Here is a 17,551-nt window from a genome sequence, read left to right on the forward strand (position 1 = left end):
TCTACGGCCAGGCCGGCAAAATCAAGCCCGTCCGGCGATTGAGGAGCGGGGCCCAGGGGCAGCGCCCCAGGCCCCGCCCGCCGGGCGGGCGGCAGACCTACGCCAGCCCCCGCCGCGCCACCGCCGGCTCCCGATGCCCGGCGATGGACGCCACCATGTCCAGGACCTGCCGCGTCTCCGCCACCTCATGCACCCGATACACCCGCGCCCCCAGCCACGCCGACACCGCCGTCGTCGCCAGCGTCCCGATCACCCGCTCCTTCACCGGCCGGTCCAGCGTCTCGCCCACGAAGTCCTTGTTGGACAGCGAGACCAGCACCGGCCACCCCGTCTCCGCCATCTCCTCAAGGCGACGCGTCGCCTCCAGAGAGTGCCGCGTGTTCTTACCGAAGTCGTGCCCCGGATCGATCATGACCCCGTCCGTCCGCACCCCGAGCGCCACCGCCCGCTCCGCCAGACCCACCGTCACCCGCAGGATGTCCGCCATGACGTCGTCGTACGCGATCCGGTGCGGCCGCGTGCGCGGCTCCGCGCCGCCCGCGTGCGTGCACACCAGACCCGCCCCGTACCGCGCGGCCACCTCCGCCAGCTTCGGATCGACCCCGCCCCACGCGTCGTTCAGCACATCCGCCCCGGCCTCGCAGACCGCCTCGCCCACGTCGTGCCGCCAGGTGTCCACGCTGATCACCACATCCGGGTGGCGGCGGCGGACCTCCGCGACGAACCCGACCGTGCGGCGCGCCTCCTCCTCGGCGCTGACCTCCTCGCCGGGACCGGCCTTCACCCCGCCGATGTCGATGATCGCGGCGCCCTCGGCCACCGCCTGCTCGACCCGGACGAGCGCCGGCTCGTCCCGGAACGTGGCGCCCCGGTCGTAGAAGGAGTCCGGGGTCCGGTTCACGATCGCCATGATCACCGGCTCGTGCGGCCCGAACTCCCGCCGCCCCAGCCTGAGTGCACCGCTCCGCATCCCGTGTCTCCTCCTCGAATAGCCCGCCGGCGGCCCGCCGACATCCCGCAGCCCGCCCGCGGATCGCTCGCCTGCGACCCTAAGGCCTTTCATGGTCGGCCCCGACTTTGTCAGTGCCGCATGGCACGATCGGAGCCGGTCGAGGTCTCAGCCCCCCGGGAGATGCGCGTGTTCTGGTTCTTGCTGCTCACGATGGTCGTGGTCGTCACCGCGGTCACCCTCGCGGTGGTCGGCGGTGGCGGGAGCGCCGTGCTCCAGGACGTGGAGCCCCAGCGGTTCACCGACCCGCTGCCCGCGACCCGTCCGGTCGGCCGCGCGGACGTCGAGGCGCTGCGCCTGCCGATGGCCGCGCGTGGCTACCGGATGGCCGATGTCGACGAGGCCCTCTCCCGGCTCGGCGCCGAGCTGGCCGAGCGGGACGCCCGGATCGCGGAGCTGGAGTCCGCTCTGGCCGGAGCGCAGGCGTCCGCGGTGAGCACGGGCACCGATCTGTTCAAGCGTCCGGGCGACCGGCCCGCCGAGCCGGGCGACCTGGGCAGCGGCCCGGCGGACCGCGGCGAGGAGTCCGGACGATGAGCGACGGCGGAGCCCTGCTCGCCCCGGACGGGCGGCTGCGCTGCCCGTGGGGCCTGTCCACCGAGGACTACCTCGCCTACCACGACACCGAGTGGGGCCGCCCGGTCCACGGCGACGACGTCCTCTTCGAGCGGCTCTGCCTGGAGGCGTTCCAGTCCGGCCTCTCCTGGCTGACGATCCTGCGCCGCCGCGAGACGTTCCGTACGGCGTTCGCCGGGTTCAGGATCGCCGAGGTCGCGAAGTTCACCGACACCGACCGGGAGCGGCTCCTCGCCGACCCGGGCATCATCCGCAACCGGGCCAAGGTCGACGCCACCCTCGCCAACGCGAAGGTGCTCGCCGACTGGCCGGCCGGCGAGCTGGACGAGCTGATCTGGTCGTACGCCCCCGACCCCGACGGCCGCCCCGCCCCGCGCGCACTCACCGATGTCCCCGCCGTGACACCGGAGTCCACCGCCCTCGCCAAGGAGCTCAAGAAGCGCTCGATCCGCTTCGTCGGCCCGACCACCGCCTACGCCCTGATGCAGGCGTGCGGCCTGGTCGACGACCACCTCGCGGACTGCGTGGCCCGGGGCGGCGCCACCGCCGGGTGACCGGCTACTTCCCGAGGTAGACCGGCTTCTCCTTCTTCAGGAACGCCTCCACCGCGATGGTGTGGTCCTGCGACGCGCCCGCCCGGGTCTGGAGTTCGTCCTCCTTCTCCAGCGTCTCGGCGAGCGTGTGCCCGGCGCCGTACGCCATCGACTCCTTCAGCGCCGCGTACGCCACCGTCGGCCCGTCCGCCAGCGCCCGGGCCACCTGCGCGGCCTCCTGCGCGAGCTTCTCCGCCGGCACCACCCGGTTGACCAGGCCCAGCTCGTACGCGTCCTGCGCCGAGATCGAGCGCGGGAAGAAGAGCAGATCGGCGGCGCGGCTCGGCCCGATCAGCCGCGGCAGGGTCCAGGACACGCCCGAGTCGGCGGTGAGTGCGACGCCCGCGAAAGAGGTGTTGAAGGAGGCGGTCTCGGCGACCACCCGGTAGTCGGCCGCCAGCGCGAACCCGAACCCGGCTCCGGCCGCGACACCGTTCACCCCGGCCACCACCGGCTTGGCCATCTCCGTGATCGCCCGCACGATCGGGTTGTAGTGCTCCCGCACCGTGCTCAGCGCGTTGCCGTCGCCCGCCTCACGCGTCGCCGCCAGCGTGGCGACGTGCTCCTTGAGATCCTGGCCCACGCAGAAGGCGCGCCCGGTGGCCGTGAGCAGAACCGCCCGTACGGCCAAGTCCGCGGCCGCCGCCCGCAAGGAGTCCCGGAGCGCGATCTTCGCCGCGGTGTTCATGGCGTTCATCGCGTCGGGTCGGTTGATCGTGATCGTCGCGAGACCCTCGCTCACGTCGTACAGCACGGTCGGCTCGTCGGCCATTGCGGTCCATCCCCTCACTGCTCGGGCATCGTTGCCACTGGAGGCAAGCATGGCCGACGCGGAGCGGCGCGTAGATGTGACCTGCGTCTAACAATTGGCTCTCACCTGGGGCTCCGGGGCGGCGCAGTATCGCAGCCGGATCGCCGAATTGGGTGGTTTTGAGAGAGCGCGTTGCGCAAGCGATGCAGAGCGATGTTGGTCATAGGGGTCCTTGATGCGGGATAATGGCGAAGAAGCAATGTGTTCGATGCCGGTGAGGCAGCGCCTGTCATGGGGCCGCCGGTTGCGATGAGCTGGTTTCAGGAAGGGGAACGAGCATGGCGGCCATGAAGCCGCGGACGGGCGACGGCCCGCTCGAGGTGACAAAGGAGGGGCGGGGCATCGTCATGCGCGTTCCGCTCGAAGGCGGCGGTCGGCTTGTTGTCGAGCTGACTCCGGACGAGGCCGATGCCCTCGGCGACGCGCTGAAGAAGGTCGTCGGCTGACGCGGAACGCCCATCACCTTCACCACTGCCCGGTACGGATCTCCGTACCGGGCAGTGGTGCGTTCAGAGGCGTCGTCACGGGTACGGTGCTCAGGCGCGCCGGACCGCGCAGAGCAGCCCGTCGCCGACCGGCAGCAGCGTCGGCATCAGCTCCTGGCTGTCGCGCACCGCGCGCAGCAGCTCCCGCAGCCGCAGCACCTCGGCCGGCTGCGCGGCGGAATCGACCGTACGGCCGTCGGCGAAGACGCCCTCGAAGCAGACCAGCCCGCCGGGGCGCAGCAGGCGCAACGATTCAGCGAGGCAGTCGAGACTCTCCAGCCGGTCGCCGTCGCAGAAGACGAGGTCGTACCCGCCGTCCGCGAGCCGGGGCAGTACGTCGAGGGCGCGGCCGGGGATGAAGCGGGCCCGGTTGGAGGCGAAGCCCGCCTCGCGGAACGCCTCCCGGGCGAACTGCTGGCGCTCGGGCTCCGGGTCCACCGTGGTCAGCACACCGTCGGGCCGCATCCCGTGCAGCAGGTAGATGCCGGACACGCCCGTGCCCGTGCCGATCTCCGCCACCGCCTTGGCGTCGGAGGCACCGGCCAGCAGGCGCAGCGCGGCACCGGTGCCCGGGGAGACCGAGCGGATCCCCAGCTCACGGGAGTGCTCCCTGGCCCGGTGCAGAGCTTCGTCCTCGGCGACAAAGGCGTCGGCGAGGCCCCAGCTCGTCTGCCGGTTGGCGGTAATGACCCTCTCCTGTCCCCGTAGTTGGCGCAACGGTGACTGTATCCGCTGGACCCGGGAACCCGCAGATGGGACCGGGCGTTGTGCAAGGAGTGGGGAAAGCGCAGTGACCCGGCCCGCGGATCGGACCGGTGAGCTGCGAGGACGTTCCGGGCGACGCCCGGCCCCAGCAGGGAAAAGTCTTATCCGGAGCTAACGGGCGAGGTGGCTATGGTAGGGGCTCCACTGGACACCACCAGAGCCGATAGGGGAGGTGCGGCTGCGCCTGTGGATCGGGGCGGGGTGCTGCGGCGCCTTCTCAGGTCGGCCGGTGAGCCGAAATCCGTGACCAACATTGCTGACCGTTCTTCCGAAAACTCCGCACCGACCGCGACCTTCGCCTCCGATGCGGATCAGGCGTGGACCCCGCCCTCATGGGAAGAGATCGTCAGCACGCACAGCGGTCGCGTGTACCGCCTCGCCTACCGGCTGACGGGTAACCAGCACGACGCCGAGGACCTCACGCAGGAGGTCTTCGTCAGAGTCTTCCGCTCGCTGTCGACGTACACGCCCGGCACGTTCGAGGGCTGGCTGCACCGCATCACCACCAATCTCTTCCTGGACATGGTCCGGCGCAAGCAGCGCATCCGCTTCGACTCGCTCGGCGACGACGCGGCCGAGCGGCTGCCCAGCCGTGAGCCGTCGCCGCAGCAGGTCTTCAACGACACCCACTTCGACGCCGATGTGCAGCAGGCGCTGGACACCCTCGCGCCCGAGTTCCGTGCCGCCGTCGTCCTCTGCGACATCGAGGGCCTCAGCTACGAGGAGATCGCCGCCACGCTCGGCGTGAAGCTCGGCACCGTGCGCAGCCGTATCCACCGCGGCCGCTCGCACCTGCGCAAGGCGCTCAAGCACCGTTCGCCCGAAGCCCGCGCCGAGCAGCGCTCCCTGGCGGACGCGGTCCTGGCAGGGGAGGGTGGAACGGCGTGAGTGGCACAGGTCCGACCGGTTCCACCCCCGCCGAAGCGCATCTGGGGGACCGGCTCGCCGCGCTGGTCGACGGTGAGCTCGATCACGATGCCCGCGAGCGGGTGCTCGCCCACCTGGCCACCTGCGCCCGGTGCAAGGTCGAGGCCGACGCCCAGCGCCGCCTCAAGAGCGCCTTCGCCCTGTCCGCCGTACCCTCGCCCTCCGAGGGATTCCTGGCCCGCCTGCAGGGCCTCCCCGGGGGTCCTGGCGGCGACGACACCGGTTCCGGTCGGCCGTTCGGCTCGGGCCGGCCCTTCGCCGACGAGTTCTTCACCCCGCTGGGCTCCTCCGGCTCCACCCGCCGCGACTCCGCCGTACCGCCGTCCCCGCTGGACGACTTCGGTTATCTTCCGGCGGCCCACGGCTCCACCGCCGTCCTGCCCGGCGGCACTCGCTCCGCCTTCCGCTTCCACGACGTGGCCCGGGACGCCGAGCGTTCGCCGTGGCGCGGCCGGCGTTTCGCCTTCGCCGCGGCCGGCGCCGTCTCCCTGGCGGCCATCGCACTCGGCGGCACCCTGCCGCTGGACTCCGGCCCGGACCCCCTGCTGCGCGCCGAGGGCAGCGGCAACAGCGTCATCCCGCTCGACGCGGAGACCCGCGCGGGTGGCTCCGAAGCGGCGGTCAGCCGTCGCGGCGGCGCCCAGTCGGTGGGCGGCGGTGACCGGCTGGCCGTCAACCGCTCGGCGGCCGACGTGTCGTCGACCGGAGCGTACCGACCCGCGCCCTCGCTCACCGCTCCTCCGGCATCGCCCGCTCCGGCGGTGAAGCCGCCTCTGTCGCCGCGGGCACAGACGGCGGTCCCGCCGCCGTTCTCCGCTCCGGCCCTGGGCGGGCACCCCTTCACGCTCCCGGTGCTGAACGCGTCCGTGCCGCCGCTGATACGTCCGACCGGTGGCTCCACCCCGCTCCTCGCGGCGTTGCTGGGCAGCGGATCGTCGGCGAAGGCGCTCACCCCGTCGGCGCCGCCGCAGCCCGCACCGACCAACGACCTGGCGAGCCCGCTCCTGCCGCGACGCTGACGGGAGCTGGCCGAACCACGACGGGACCCCTGCGCGGGGATTCGCAAACCTGGTTGAATTCCGGGGAGGGACGCCTCTGTGGGGCGTGCAGAGGCCAGTTGCGGGGAGAGCATGGACGACGGTAAGCCCACCGGGCCGCAGGCGAAGTGGTGGAGCCGCCCCACGGCGGCCCGCCCCGGCCGCGACGAGCCGCAGGACGCCCAGCCGGAGAGCCCCGCGCCCACCGACCACCCGCCCGCTCCCGCGCCCGCCGAGGGTCCCAGGCCGACCGACACCGCCGCGCACCCGGCCGCCCCAGCCTCCACGCCCGCCCCTGGCCAGGACCCGCACTCCTCCCTCCCCGCCGGGCTGCCGCTGCACGAGCCCGACGCCTACAGCACCCCGCCGTACGGCGGCCCCGGGCCGTGGGCGCCCGCGCCGCCGGTCCAGCGGCCGACCCCGGCCCACGGCACCCCCGTACCACCGCAGGCAGCGCCCGCACCGCAGCCGCAGGCCACCTCCGTACCACCGCAGGCAGCGCCCCTGCCGCAGCCGCAAGCCGCCTCCATACCTCCGCAGGCGCTGCAGCCGTCCTCGCAGTGGCTGCAGTACGACCCGTGGGGTGCGCCGGGGCAGCCGTTGACGCAGGTGGGGCCGCCGGCCGGCAGGGAGCCGGGGCGGCGGAAGAACCGGCGCGGCGGGGCCTTCGCCGGAATGCTGCTGCTGGCCCTGGTCGCCAGCGGGATCGGCGGCGGCGTCGGCGCGTACGTCGAGCGCACCGGCGGCCTGACCACCGTCGAGCTGCCGCAGGCGAGCCACGACAACGGCGACCGGGCGCCCGAGAGCGTCGCGGGCATCGCCGCCAGCGCTCTGCCCAGCGTGGTGACCCTGCACGTCAGCGGTACCGCCGAGTCCGGCACCGGCACCGGATTCGTCCTCGACGGCCGGGGCCACATCCTCACCAACAACCACGTCGTCGCTCCGGCCGGATCCAGCGGCGACATCACCGTCACGTTCAGCACCGGCGAGACCGCCGCCGCCGAGCTCGTCGGCAAGGACAGCGGTTACGACCTCGCCGTCGTGCGGGTCAAGGGGGTCTTGGGCCTCAAGCCGCTGCCGCTCGGCAACTCCGACAACGTCCAGGTCGGCGACCCGGTGGTCGCCATCGGCGCCCCCTTCGACCTGTCCAACACGGTCACCTCCGGCATCATCAGCGCCAAGCAGCGGCCGATCACCGCGGGCGGCGAGAAGGGCGACGGCAGCGACATCAGCTATGTCGACGCCCTCCAGACCGACGCGCCGATCAACCCGGGCAACTCCGGCGGCCCGCTCGTCGACACCCAGGCCCATGTCATCGGCATCAACAGCGCCATCCGCGCCGCCGACAGCGGCAGGGGCGCCGAGCGCGGCGGCCAGTCCGGCTCCATCGGCCTCGGCTTCGCGATACCGATCAACCAGGGCAAGCGCGTCGCCGAGGAGCTGATCAACACCGGCAAGGCCACCCACCCGGTCATCGGCGTCACGCTGGACATGAAGTTCACCGGCGACGGCGCCAAGGTCGGCACGAAGGGCGCCGGCGACGGCCCCGCGGTCACCAAGGACGGCCCGGCCGCCAAGGCGGGTATCAGATCCGGCGACGTCATCACCGAGGTCCAGGGCCAGCGGGTGCACAGCGGTGAGGAGCTGATCGTGAAGATCCGCGCCCACCGTCCGGGCGACCGGCTGGAGCTGCGGCTGACCCGAGGCGGCAAGGAGATGTCCGTCACGTTGACGCTCGGTTCGGCGAGCGGCACGTGAGCGACACGGCGAGGTACCGCCCGGACAGGTCGGCCAGGTACCGTTGAACGGGTCCGGGCACCCGTCCCACCTGGCCGGGACCGGTCGGAGAAGTCGGGATCAGGCGGAGAACACAAGGAGCAGCTAGGTGTTCAATGACATAGGCGCACTGGAGCTGCTGACGCTCGGAGTGCTGGCCGTGCTGGTCTTCGGCCCCGACAAGCTGCCCAAGCTCATCCAGGACGTCACCCGTACCATCCGCAAGATCCGTGAGTTCTCGGACAGTGCCAAGGACGACATCCGCTCGGAGCTGGGCCCGCAGTTCAAGGACTTCGAGTTCGAGGACCTCAACCCGAAGACGTTCGTCCGCAAGCAGCTGATGGACGGCAACGACGACCTGGGGCTGAAGGAGATCCGCGAGAGCTTCGACCTCCGCAAGGAGCTCTCCGACGTCACCGACGCGGTGAACGGGCGCACGCCGGCGCAGGATTCCGCCAACAGTGCGGCGAACGGATCGGCGGGCGCGTCGGCCACCTCCACCTCGCCCAGCCTCACCAAGACCGGCGACACCACTCCTGACCTGCTGAAGAAGACTCCGCAGCAGGCACAGCCCGAGAGGCCGCCGTTCGACGCGGACGCCACCTGACGCCAGGTCAATCCCGACTCGTCCGGACGGTATGGCTATTCTCCATCTGTCCGGTTGCGAGGACGCCCACGCCCGCGGGGGGCGGGCCGCTCCGGATCAGGACTGATCGAGGAGGCGGCCGCTCAGATGGAGACGACGAGTCGGGTGGATACGGACGGTGCCCCTGGCACGGTCACGGCGGAGGAGGTGCCGGCGGCCCGGCGGCGTACCGTCGACGGCTACCTGGAGGCACCTTTCTCCTGGTACGGGCTGGACGAGGCCTTCACCGGACCGCGCTGGCTGATGCAGGTCGGCACGGCGGCGGACGGCACGGTGCAGCACGGCTCCACCGGACACGGTGACGAGCCCTCGGTGAAGACGGACGGCTCCACCGCCGAGAAGGAGCGGTTCGCGGCCGTCATCACGGTCGCCGCCAGCCCCGTCAGACGCAGCGGTGACGGTACGGGTGTCCTGGACGCCACCACGGTCTCCTCGGCCGCCTGGCTGGCCGGCTCGGGCCTGCTGGCGTACACCTGGCCGCCGCAGATGGACCACACGCTGCGCGACGACTGGCTGGACCAGCAGACCGAGACGGCGTTCACCCTCGCCGACGACCTCGGCTCCGCGCCGTGGTCGAAGCTCTCCCTGCCGGTGGACGGCGTTCCGGTGGAGTTCCACTACCGGGAGTCCGAGTTCGGCTGGGTGCTGGCCGGGTCGGCGCACGAAGGTGTGCACATCGGGGCGTACGGGCGGGGGATGAGTGCGTATGGTCTCGGGTTCGCGGTGATCAAGGACATCACGGACTACGCGTAGACCGAAGCCGTCCTCAAGCGCCGGACGGGCTGGATGTGCTCGGCCTCGTCCGGCGCCGGGGCGGAGAAGATGTCCTCGAGCGCCGGACGGGCTGGGTCAGGTCAGAACTTGTTGCGCGGGGTGATTCCCAGCGACATTCCCGACAGGCCGCGCTGGCGGCCGCCCAGCTTCTCCGCGATTCCGCGCAGCGCCTTGCCGGCCGGCGAGTCCGGGTCGGACAGGACGACCGGCTTGCCCTCGTCGCCGCCTTCGCGCAGCCGTACGTCGATCGGGATCGAGCCCAGCACCGGCACCTCGGCGCCGACCGTCCGGGTCAGGCCCTCCGCCACCCGGGCGCCGCCGCCCGAACCGAAGACGTCGACCATCTCGTCGCAGTGCGGACACGGCATGCCCGACATGTTCTCCACGACGCCGACGATCTTCTGATGCGTCTGTACGGCGATGGAACCGGCCCGCTCCGCCACCTCGGCCGCCGCCTGCTGCGGGGTCGTGACGACCAGGATCTCCGCGTTCGGCACGAGCTGTGCCACGGAGATCGCGATGTCACCGGTGCCCGGCGGCAGGTCGAGCAGCAGGACGTCCAGGTCACCCCAGAACACATCGGCGAGGAACTGCTGGAGCGCCCGGTGCAGCATCGGGCCGCGCCACACCACGGGCGCGTTGCCCGGCGTGAACATGCCGATGGAGATGACCTTCACGCCGTGCGCGGACGGCGGCATGATCATGTTCTCGACCTGGGTGGGCTTGCCGTCGGCGCCGAGCATCCGGGGCACGCTGTGGCCGTAGATGTCGGCGTCCACGACGCCGACCTTCAGCCCGTCGGCCGCCATCGCCGCCGCGAGGTTCACCGTCACCGAGGACTTGCCGACGCCGCCCTTGCCGGAGGCGACCGCGTACACGCGGGTCAGTGAGCCGGGCTGGGCGAAGGGCACCTCGCGCTCGGCGGTGCCGCCGCGCAGCGAGCTCGCCAGCTCCTTCCGCTGCTCGTCGCTCATGACATCGAGCGTGACCTCCACGCGGGAGACACCCTCGACGCGGGCGACCGCGTCCGTCACGTTCCTGGTGATCGTGTCGCGCATCGGGCAGCCGGAGACCGTGAGATACACCGTGACAGCGACTACACCGTCAGGATCGATCTCGACCGATTTCACCATGCCCAGCTCGGTGATCGGGCGGTGGATCTCCGGGTCGTTCACTGTCGCCAGTGCCTCAAGCACCGCGTCTTCCGTAGCCATACAGACGATGTTACGGCGCCGGGCCCTGCGGGCGGGTAACCCGTCAGCGGTCGCCTTCGTCACTCTCGGACGTGAGGAGGATCTGCCGGTCCTCCATGTCCCGCACCATGTCCTGGAGCTCGGAGCGGATCCAGTCCCGGGTGGCGACCTCGCCGAGGCCCATCCGCAGTGCCGCGATCTCCCGGCTGAGGTACTCGGTGTCGGCGATGGACCGCTCGTTCTGCTTGCGGTCCTGCTCGTGGGTGACCCGGTCCCGGTCGTCCTGCCGGTTCTGCGCCAGCAGGATCAGCGGAGCCGCGTACGAGGCCTGGAGCGAGAGCATCAGGGTCAGGAAGATGAACGGGTACTCGTCCCAGCGCAGCTCCTTCGGCGCCCAGACGTTCCACGCCACCCAGATGATGATGATCAGCGTCATCCAGACGATGAACCGGCCCGTCCCGAGGAACCGCGCGATCCGCTCGGAGAACCGGCCGAACGCCTCGGGGTCGTACTCCGGCAGCAGCCGGCGCCGCGGCGACTTCGGCTGGTCGATCCGGGTGCGCGGCGGGCGCATCAGGCCCGAGGAGCCCGTCGAGGCGGCCTTCGCCCTCTCCTCACCGGCCATGGCGGATGCCCCCCTCGCCGTGGAAGTCGGTCTCGCGCCAGTCCTCGGGCAGCAGGTGGTCCAGGACGTCGTCCACCGTCACCGCGCCCAGCAGCGAGCCGCTCTCGTCCACCACGGGCGCCGAGACCAGGTTGTACGCGGCCAGATAGCTGGTCACGGTCGGCAGCGGGGTGTCCGGGGGCAGCGGGACCAGGTCGCTGTCGACGATGGAGCTGACCAGCGTGAACGGCGGATCGCGCAGCAGCCGCTGGAAGTGCACGGTGCCCAGGTACTTGCCGGTCGGCGTCTCGTCGGGCGAGCGGCACACGTACACCTGTGCGGCGAGCGCCGGCGACAGGTCCTGCTGACGGACCCGGGCGAGCGCGTCGGCCACCGTGGCGTCCGGGCGCAGCACGATCGGCTCGGTCGTCATCAGACCGCCCGCCGTCCGCTCCTCGTACGCCATCAGCCGCCGTACGTCGGCGGCGTCGTCCGGCCGCATCAGGGTCAGCAGCCGCTCCTTGTCCTCCTCGGGCAGCTCCGAGAGCAGGTCGGCCGCGTCGTCCGGGTCCATCGCCTCCAGGACGTCGGCGGCCCGCTCCTCCTTGAGCTTGCCGAGGATCTCCACCTGGTCGTCCTCGGGCAGCTCCTCCAGGACGTCGGCCAGCCGGTCGTCGTCGAGCGCGGCGGCCACCTCGACCCGGCGCTTCGGCGAGAGGTGGTGCAGGGCGTTGGCGACGTCGGCCGGGCGCAGCCGCTCGAAGGTGGCGACCAGGCTCTCGGCGCCCTGTCCGTGCTCCTCCAGCGAGAAGCCGCTGACCGCCGACCACTCCACCGTCAACGTCTCGCCCTTGCGGCGCAGCGCCCCGCCGCGCCCCTTGCGGACGAAGTACTTGTCGATCTCCCAGTCCCGGCGGGCCGGCAGCTGCTGGATCGCCACGTCCAGGACGGTGACCTCCGTCTCGGTCTCCACCAGCCGCACGCGGCGGTCGAGGAACTCGCCGAGGACGAGCCGTTCGGTGGGCCGCTGCTCGAAGCGCCGCATGTTGACCACGCCGGTCGTGATGACCTGGCCCGACTCGACGCCCGTCACGCGGGTCATCGGCAGGAAGATCCGCCGCCGGCTGACCACCTCGACGACCAGGCCCAGGATGCGCGGCGGCCGTCCGCCGACCCGCAGCATCGCCACCAGATCGCGGACCCGGCCGACCTGGTCCCCGTTCGGATCGAACACGGGTACTCCGGACAGGTGCGAGACGAAGACCCTGGGGGCTCCTGCCGCCATGCTCCGCCTCCTTGTCGCTCTCGTCGCTCCGGTCCGGCCGACGCTGTCGCGGACCAGCGCGTTCCGCCGTACGCGGACAGCCGTACGCCATGATCAGGCTAGCCCCTGCCGTGGTGGCGCGCCCCGGCGGACCCGTCCGTACGGCTGGCTGCCGGACGGCGCGCGGACCCCGGGTACGCTGCGCTCTGCCCCCGATCGCCGTTGAGAGGCAGAACACCCGTGACCTCTTTTGCCCCGGCCGTCCGGAATCATCGCCGGACCGCGCTCGCTGTCGTGCTCTGCGGCGGGCTCGTCGCGGCCCTCACCGCCTGCGCGGGTGAGGACCCGGACAAGGGGACCAACGGGGTCGGGAAACTCTCGGCCGAGCAGATCGACACCAAGGCCAGAGCGGCGGCCGACAGCGCGGACGGCGTGCGGCTGGCGGGCACGCTGGTCAGCAAGGGCGGCACCTACATGCTGAACATGAAGCTCAGCGACATGGGCGGCACGGGCTCGGTCTCCTCCAAGAAGCGGAGCTTCGTCCTCCTGCGGATCGAGGACGAACTCTTCATCAAGGCCGACGCCGACTTCTGGCTGCACGAGGAGGACGGCAAGGCGGGCCGCTCCGACCAGGAGGCCGCCGAGAAGCTGGGCGGCAAGTACGTGAAGGTGCCCGAGGACGACCCCAGCTACCGCCAGCTGCGCGGCTTCACCGACAAGAAGGTGCTCCTCGACGGCCTGCTGACGCTGCACGGCACCTTGAACAAGGGCGCCCGGGACACCGTCACCGGCCACCGCACCATCCAGCTCCTCGGCGGCAAGGGCGAGGGCGGCGCGCTGGACGTGTCGCTGGAAGGCAAGCCGTATCCGGTACGGGTGGCGCGCGGCGGCGGCGGAGGCACCGTCACGCTGGCCGACTGGGGCCGCGCGGTCGCGCTGGAGGCCCCGCAGGACGACGACACCGTCGACTACGGCGGCAAGCTCCCCAAGTCCTCCGGCTGAGCGGCCTTCTCAGTCCTTCCGGCGCCGCTTCAGCAGCAGCCGCGGCAGCGCGGCCGGTACGGGCCGCCTCGTGGTCGCCGCGGTCGGCAGCGGAGCGGCGGCCAGCGAGGTGTCCGGCAGCTCGGTGGTGACCGACTCGGGCGTCAGGCGCACCACCGCGCACTCCCGCGCCCACCGCTCCGTCATCACCTCGGCGTCCGGCGCGTTGAGCCGCTTGCCCTTCAGCTCGGCGACGGCCGCCTCCCACTCCTCGGAGTGCGGCACCAGCACCCGTACCGCCGCCGTCCAGGCGACCAGCCGGCCGCCCTTGTCCTTGCTGCGCACGGTCACCTCGGCGCTCCCGCCGTCGGTGAGGCCCTCCGGCAGCGGCTGTTCGCCCGGACCGTCCCCGACGAGGTGGGCCGCGCCTTCGTGCCAGACGTGCCACACCGCGCGGGCGGGCCCGGTGGCCCGGACCCAGACGAGGCCGGACTTCTTCGTGGCCTCCTCGACGAGGGCCTTCTCCAGCAGCGCGTCGGCAGCATCAGTCATGGGCGGGAGCATAGGTCCTCCCGCGCTCACAGCCAGCCGTTGCGCTTCAGGATGCGATGGATGGAGAAACAGACCGCCGCGATGACGCCCAGCACCAGCGGATAGCCGTACTTCCACTCCACCTCGGGCATGTAGTCGAAGTTCATGCCGTAGACCCCGCAGATCATCGTCGGTACGGCGATGATCGCCGCCCAGGAGGTGATCTTGCGCATGTCCTCGTTCTGCGTGACGGACGCCTGCGCCAGATTGGCCTGGAGGATCGAGTTCAGCAGCTCGTCGAAGCCGATGACCTCCTCCTGGACCCGGGCGAGGTGGTCGGCGACATCGCGGAAGTACTTCTGGATGTCCGGGTCGATCAGCCGCATCGGCCGCTCGCTCAGCAGCTGCATCGGCCGCAGCAGCGGCGAGACGGCCCGCTTGAACTCCAGCACCTCCCGCTTGAGCTGGTAGATCCGTCCCGCGTCCGAACCGCGTTGCCCGCCCTTGGCCGGCGTGGAGAAGACGTCGATCTCCACCTCGTCGATGTCGTCCTGCACCGCCTCCGCCACCGCGATGTACCCGTCGACCACATGGTCGGCGATGGCGTGCAGCACGGCGGACGGGCCCTTGGCCAGCAGCTCCGGGTCGTCCTGGAGGCGGTGGCGCAGCGCGCGCAGTGAGCCCTGGCCGCCGTGCCGGACGGTGATGACGAAGTCCCGGCCAGTGAAGCACATCACCTCGCCGGTCTCCACGACCTCGCTGGTCGCGGTCAGTTCGGCGTGCTCCACGTAGTGGATGGTCTTGAAGACGGTGAAGAGCGTGTCGTCGTACCGCTCCAGCTTGGGCCGCTGGTGCGCGTGGACGGCGTCCTCCACGGCGAGCGGGTGGAGCCCGAACTCCCGCGCGATGCCCGCGAATTCCTCCTCGGTCGGCTCGTGCAGCCCGATCCAGGCGAAGCCGCCCTTCTCGCGCACCTCCAGCATCGCCTCGCGCGGCGTCGGGGTCGCGGCGCCGTCCAGCCGGCTGCCGTCGCGGTAGACCGCGCAGTCGACGACGGCGCTGGAGGCGGACGGGTCACGGGTGGTGTCGTACGCGCTGTGCGGAGCGCTGTTCTTACGGAGGGAGGGACGCAGGGACGGGCGCACGGCAGCGCGCAGGTCACGGATCATCGACATGGCTGGCTCCTTCACGGAGGGCCGTCGGCGAGGGCGTGGAACAGCCCGGAATGGGGACGTGCGCTCACGTCCGCAAAGCGGGCTCCACCGCGCGGGCGCGATGACGGCGTTCGCAACAGACAGGCAAAAGGGTGTTCGCAACAGACAGGCAGAGAACGAAAGACTCTTCCGCGGATTTCCTGGTGCTCTTCGCGGTGCGAACGACCGTCACCGGGCCGCCGGCGGATGCCGGCGAGGCGTCAGGTCAACGGGAAGTTCAGCGGGAACAGCGGTACGCGGAAGGGTGATCGGTACTGCACGGTCGACTTGGATCCATGGCAGTCCCCACCTCCTCCGGCCGGTCCCCCGTGGGGGACGACGTGTCGTCGGGACGGAGAGCGACGCTTCTGCGTGCTGTCCCGACTGGCGGCCAGGCTATCAGCCGCTCCGGAGCGGATCCCTTACTTTGCCCACTCCATGCGCAATCTATGCTCGCCGGATGGCAGAAATTCTCGCTCTCGTCGAAGCCCGGCTCCGCTCGGCCCTCGGAGAACCGGACGCCCGCGCCGATGTGACGTTCCTCGGTACGGACCGTATCGAGGTGCTCCGCTTCCTCGACGGCGATGTGGTGCGCTACGCCACGCTCGGCATGTCCGCCCAGCCCATGGCCGACCCCACGTCACCGCTCGCCGACCCGGTGAAGGGCCCGCGCGCCGAGCTGGTCCTGTCGGTACGGGCCGGGCTCGCCGACACCGACCAGGTGCTGCGGCCGCTCGCCGTGCTGGCCGCCTCACCGCAGGTCGAAGGGCTCATCGTGGCGCCGGGCGCGTCGCTGGACCTCGGCGATCCGCTCTGGCCCGGTGCGCCGTTCACCTCGGTGCTGGTGGCGGAGTCCGGCGGGCTGGTGGAGGACCTGGAGCTGGACGAGCCGATGGACCCGGTCCACTACCTGCCGCTGCTGCCGATGACCCCCAACGAGGCCGCCTGGAAGCGGGTGCGCGGCGCGCAGGAGCTCCAGGAGCGGTGGCTGACGCACGGCATGGACCTGCGCGACCCGCTGCGCACGTCCGTACCGCTGGACTGAGGTCCTTACCTGCGACCCTCACCGGTCGGCGAAGACCGTCACGCTGTCCTCCAGCGCGTGGACCGGCTCCAGCTCCTCGGCCTCGTGGACCAGCGCCGTACGCCGTACGCCGACGACGGCCGCGCCGACCAGCGCGGCGACGGCTGCCACCACGAACGGGATGTGGACGTCGCTCCACTCCTCGATCTTCGGAGCGAGGAAGGGCGCGGCGGCCGCGGCGAACCAGCGGACGAAGTTGTATCCGGCGCTCGCCACCGGGCGCGGCGCGTTCGAGACGCCGAGGGCCAGTTCGGTGTAGACGGTGTTGTTCATGCCGATGAAGGCACCGGAGACGATCGTGGCGACGATGGCCGTCGTGTGGTTGCCGTAACCGAGGACCAGCAGGTCGGCGGCGAGCAGCACCAGCGAGGCGCCGAGTACCTTGAGCGAGCCGAAGCGGCGCTGGAGGCGCGGAGCGACGAGCACGGAGAAGACCGCGAGCAGCAGGCCCCAGGCGAAGAAGACCGCGCCGGACTTGTACGGGGTCATGTCCAGGACGAACGGCGTGAACGCCAGGATCGTGAAGAACGCGTAGTTGTAGAAGAAGGCCGAGGCCGCCACCGAGGCCAGTCCGCCGTGGCCCAGCGCCTTCACCGGGTCGAGCAGCGAGGTCCTGACGGCGGGCTTCGGCTGCTCCTTGAGGAACGCGGCGATGCAGAGGAAGCCGATCGCCATCAGCGCCGCCGTACCGAAGAACGGGTAGCGCCAGCTGGCGTCGCCGAGCAGCGCGCCGAGCAGCGGCCCGCACGCCATGCCGAGGCCGAGCGCCGACTCGTACAGCAGGATCGCCGCGGAGCTGCCGCCCGCCGCCGCTCCGACGATCACCGCGAGCGCGGTGGAGACGAAGAGTGCGTTGCCCAGGCCCCAGCCGGCCCGGAAGCCGACGAGTTCGGTGACGGAGGACGAGGTGCCGGAGAGCGCGGCGAAGACGACGACGAGCGCGAGGCCGGCGAGCAGGGTCTTGCGGCCGCCGATGCGGCTGGAGACGAAGCCGGTGACGAGCATGGCGACGGCGGTGATCAGGAAGTACGAGGTGAAGAGCAGCGACACCTGACTCGGTGTGGCGTCCAGCCCCTGGGCGATGGACGGCAGGATCGGGTCCACCAGGCCGATCCCCATGAACGCGATCACCGAGGCGCCCGCCGTGGCCCAGACGGCCTTCGGCTGGCGCAGGATGCTCGGCGCCGCGGCCCCTTCGTCGAACGGGTCCTCTCCTGACACGGACTGACCTCCGGACACGGACTGTTCTCCTGACACGGACTGACCTCCTGGCATGGGCTGAGCTCCTTCTCTCCTTCAAGT

The 17,551-nt window shown here is 71.5% G+C and carries 19 protein-coding genes; 10 read left to right on the forward strand and 9 right to left on the reverse strand.

The window, feature by feature from the left end; translation table 11 throughout:
- Positions 1 to 97 precede the first annotated feature (97 nt).
- A complete protein-coding gene (folP, locus tag ABZ267_RS02190; protein ID WP_356746862.1) occupies positions 98 to 970 on the reverse strand; it encodes a dihydropteroate synthase in 873 nt (290 codons plus the stop codon).
- 120 nt (positions 971 to 1,090) lie between these two features.
- Here folP and ABZ267_RS02195 point away from each other — a divergent pair, with 120 nt between their 5' ends.
- A complete protein-coding gene (locus ABZ267_RS02195) occupies positions 1,091 to 1,546 on the forward strand; it encodes a cell division protein DivIVA (protein WP_356746861.1) in 456 nt (151 codons plus the stop codon).
- On the forward strand, positions 1,543 to 2,139 hold the full coding sequence (locus tag ABZ267_RS02200) for a DNA-3-methyladenine glycosylase I (RefSeq protein WP_356746860.1): 597 nt from the start codon (positions 1,543 to 1,545) through the stop codon (positions 2,137 to 2,139). Before ABZ267_RS02195 ends, ABZ267_RS02200 begins: the two co-directional genes overlap by 4 nt.
- A gap of 4 nt (positions 2,140 to 2,143) precedes the next feature.
- Here ABZ267_RS02200 and ABZ267_RS02205 read toward each other — a convergent pair whose 3' ends face one another.
- Positions 2,144 to 2,950 carry an enoyl-CoA hydratase-related protein gene (locus ABZ267_RS02205; RefSeq protein WP_356746859.1) on the reverse strand — a complete coding sequence of 269 codons (807 nt, stop codon included), beginning with the start codon at positions 2,948 to 2,950 and terminating at the stop codon, positions 2,144 to 2,146.
- 317 nt (positions 2,951 to 3,267) lie between these two features.
- Here ABZ267_RS02205 and ABZ267_RS02210 point away from each other — a divergent pair, with 317 nt between their 5' ends.
- A complete protein-coding gene (locus ABZ267_RS02210; RefSeq protein ID WP_003966491.1) occupies positions 3,268 to 3,435 on the forward strand; it encodes a DUF3117 domain-containing protein in 168 nt (55 codons plus the stop codon).
- A 90-nt stretch (positions 3,436 to 3,525) separates the two neighbouring features.
- Here the strand turns inward: ABZ267_RS02210 and ABZ267_RS02215 are convergent, their stop codons facing one another.
- Positions 3,526 to 4,191: an O-methyltransferase gene (locus tag ABZ267_RS02215; protein ID WP_356746858.1), complete on the reverse strand. Its 666-nt coding sequence runs from the start codon at positions 4,189 to 4,191 to the stop codon at positions 3,526 to 3,528.
- A 177-nt stretch (positions 4,192 to 4,368) separates the two neighbouring features.
- Here ABZ267_RS02215 and sigE point away from each other — a divergent pair, with 177 nt between their 5' ends.
- From sigE to ABZ267_RS02240, 5 genes are all read left to right on the forward strand, one after another.
- The gene (gene sigE, locus ABZ267_RS02220; protein ID WP_179115456.1) at positions 4,369 to 5,127 is read left to right on the forward strand and encodes an RNA polymerase sigma factor SigE; all 759 of its coding nucleotides are present in this window, start codon (positions 4,369 to 4,371) and stop codon (positions 5,125 to 5,127) included.
- Positions 5,124 to 6,185: a zf-HC2 domain-containing protein gene (locus ABZ267_RS02225; protein ID WP_356746857.1), complete on the forward strand. Its 1,062-nt coding sequence runs from the start codon at positions 5,124 to 5,126 to the stop codon at positions 6,183 to 6,185. The genes sigE and ABZ267_RS02225 overlap by 4 nt, the downstream gene beginning before the upstream one ends.
- A gap of 111 nt (positions 6,186 to 6,296) precedes the next feature.
- Entirely contained in the window at positions 6,297 to 7,961 is a 1,665-nt protein-coding gene (locus tag ABZ267_RS02230) for a trypsin-like peptidase domain-containing protein (RefSeq protein ID WP_356746856.1), read from the forward strand.
- 127 nt (positions 7,962 to 8,088) lie between these two features.
- The gene (locus ABZ267_RS02235; protein WP_356746855.1) at positions 8,089 to 8,586 is read left to right on the forward strand and encodes a sec-independent translocase; all 498 of its coding nucleotides are present in this window, start codon (positions 8,089 to 8,091) and stop codon (positions 8,584 to 8,586) included.
- A 126-nt stretch (positions 8,587 to 8,712) separates the two neighbouring features.
- Positions 8,713 to 9,378 carry a hypothetical protein gene (locus ABZ267_RS02240; RefSeq protein ID WP_356746854.1) on the forward strand — a complete coding sequence of 222 codons (666 nt, stop codon included), beginning with the start codon at positions 8,713 to 8,715 and terminating at the stop codon, positions 9,376 to 9,378.
- Positions 9,379 to 9,479: 101 nt separating this feature from the next.
- Here ABZ267_RS02240 and ABZ267_RS02245 read toward each other — a convergent pair whose 3' ends face one another.
- From ABZ267_RS02245 to ABZ267_RS02255, 3 genes are read right to left on the reverse strand one after another with little or no spacing between them, the layout of a single operon-like run.
- Complete coding sequence (locus ABZ267_RS02245) at positions 9,480 to 10,613, reverse strand: Mrp/NBP35 family ATP-binding protein (protein ID WP_356746853.1); 1,134 nt, start codon at positions 10,611 to 10,613, stop codon at positions 9,480 to 9,482.
- A 43-nt stretch (positions 10,614 to 10,656) separates the two neighbouring features.
- Positions 10,657 to 11,217, reverse strand: coding sequence for a DUF1003 domain-containing protein (locus ABZ267_RS02250; RefSeq protein WP_356746852.1), 561 nt, complete (start codon positions 11,215 to 11,217; stop codon positions 10,657 to 10,659).
- A complete protein-coding gene (locus ABZ267_RS02255; RefSeq protein ID WP_356746851.1) occupies positions 11,207 to 12,481 on the reverse strand; it encodes a CBS domain-containing protein in 1,275 nt (424 codons plus the stop codon). Before ABZ267_RS02255 ends, ABZ267_RS02250 begins: the two co-directional genes overlap by 11 nt.
- 219 nt (positions 12,482 to 12,700) lie before the next feature.
- Here ABZ267_RS02255 and ABZ267_RS02260 point away from each other — a divergent pair, with 219 nt between their 5' ends.
- Positions 12,701 to 13,462 (forward strand): hypothetical protein, encoded by a 762-nt coding sequence (locus tag ABZ267_RS02260; RefSeq protein ID WP_356746850.1) that lies wholly within the window; start codon positions 12,701 to 12,703, stop codon positions 13,460 to 13,462.
- A gap of 9 nt (positions 13,463 to 13,471) precedes the next feature.
- On the opposite strand, the gene ABZ267_RS02265 is transcribed toward ABZ267_RS02260, so the two are convergent.
- Positions 13,472 to 13,993 (reverse strand): hypothetical protein, encoded by a 522-nt coding sequence (locus ABZ267_RS02265; protein ID WP_356746849.1) that lies wholly within the window; start codon positions 13,991 to 13,993, stop codon positions 13,472 to 13,474.
- A gap of 26 nt (positions 13,994 to 14,019) precedes the next feature.
- Positions 14,020 to 15,147, reverse strand: coding sequence for a magnesium and cobalt transport protein CorA (locus tag ABZ267_RS02270; protein WP_356746848.1), 1,128 nt, complete (start codon positions 15,145 to 15,147; stop codon positions 14,020 to 14,022).
- Between the two features lie 478 nt (positions 15,148 to 15,625).
- Here ABZ267_RS02270 and ABZ267_RS02275 point away from each other — a divergent pair, with 478 nt between their 5' ends.
- The gene (locus tag ABZ267_RS02275; protein ID WP_356746847.1) at positions 15,626 to 16,210 is read left to right on the forward strand and encodes a suppressor of fused domain protein; all 585 of its coding nucleotides are present in this window, start codon (positions 15,626 to 15,628) and stop codon (positions 16,208 to 16,210) included.
- 18 nt (positions 16,211 to 16,228) lie between these two features.
- Here the strand turns inward: ABZ267_RS02275 and ABZ267_RS02280 are convergent, their stop codons facing one another.
- Positions 16,229 to 17,470, reverse strand: a complete 1,242-nt coding sequence (locus ABZ267_RS02280; RefSeq protein ID WP_356746846.1) for an MFS transporter — start codon at positions 17,468 to 17,470, stop codon at positions 16,229 to 16,231.
- Positions 17,471 to 17,551: the final 81 nt, after the last annotated feature.

This window comes from Streptomyces sp. NPDC006174 (genome assembly GCF_040614075.1).
Classification (GTDB): Bacteria; Actinomycetota; Actinomycetes; order Streptomycetales; family Streptomycetaceae; genus Streptomyces.

What these genes read in the sequence shown, in the direction of transcription:
- folP (WP_356746862.1), bottom strand. Translation starts at nt 970, where the DNA reads ATGCGGAGCGGTGCACTCAGGCTGGGGCGGCGGGAGTTCGGGCCGCAC.
- ABZ267_RS02195 (WP_356746861.1), top strand. Translation starts at nt 1,091, where the DNA reads ATGGCACGATCGGAGCCGGTCGAGGTCTCAGCCCCCCGGGAGATGCGC.
- ABZ267_RS02200 (WP_356746860.1), top strand. Translation starts at nt 1,543, where the DNA reads ATGAGCGACGGCGGAGCCCTGCTCGCCCCGGACGGGCGGCTGCGCTGC.
- ABZ267_RS02205 (WP_356746859.1), bottom strand. Translation starts at nt 2,950, where the DNA reads ATGGCCGACGAGCCGACCGTGCTGTACGACGTGAGCGAGGGTCTCGCG.
- ABZ267_RS02210 (WP_003966491.1), top strand. Translation starts at nt 3,268, where the DNA reads ATGGCGGCCATGAAGCCGCGGACGGGCGACGGCCCGCTCGAGGTGACA.
- sigE (WP_179115456.1), top strand. Translation starts at nt 4,369, where the DNA reads ATGGTAGGGGCTCCACTGGACACCACCAGAGCCGATAGGGGAGGTGCG.
- ABZ267_RS02230 (WP_356746856.1), top strand. Translation starts at nt 6,297, where the DNA reads ATGGACGACGGTAAGCCCACCGGGCCGCAGGCGAAGTGGTGGAGCCGC.
- ABZ267_RS02240 (WP_356746854.1), top strand. Translation starts at nt 8,713, where the DNA reads ATGGAGACGACGAGTCGGGTGGATACGGACGGTGCCCCTGGCACGGTC.
- ABZ267_RS02245 (WP_356746853.1), bottom strand. Translation starts at nt 10,613, where the DNA reads ATGGCTACGGAAGACGCGGTGCTTGAGGCACTGGCGACAGTGAACGAC.
- ABZ267_RS02250 (WP_356746852.1), bottom strand. Translation starts at nt 11,217, where the DNA reads ATGGCCGGTGAGGAGAGGGCGAAGGCCGCCTCGACGGGCTCCTCGGGC.
- ABZ267_RS02255 (WP_356746851.1), bottom strand. Translation starts at nt 12,481, where the DNA reads ATGGCGGCAGGAGCCCCCAGGGTCTTCGTCTCGCACCTGTCCGGAGTA.
- ABZ267_RS02265 (WP_356746849.1), bottom strand. Translation starts at nt 13,993, where the DNA reads ATGACTGATGCTGCCGACGCGCTGCTGGAGAAGGCCCTCGTCGAGGAG.
- ABZ267_RS02270 (WP_356746848.1), bottom strand. Translation starts at nt 15,147, where the DNA reads ATGTCGATGATCCGTGACCTGCGCGCTGCCGTGCGCCCGTCCCTGCGT.
- ABZ267_RS02275 (WP_356746847.1), top strand. Translation starts at nt 15,626, where the DNA reads ATGGCAGAAATTCTCGCTCTCGTCGAAGCCCGGCTCCGCTCGGCCCTC.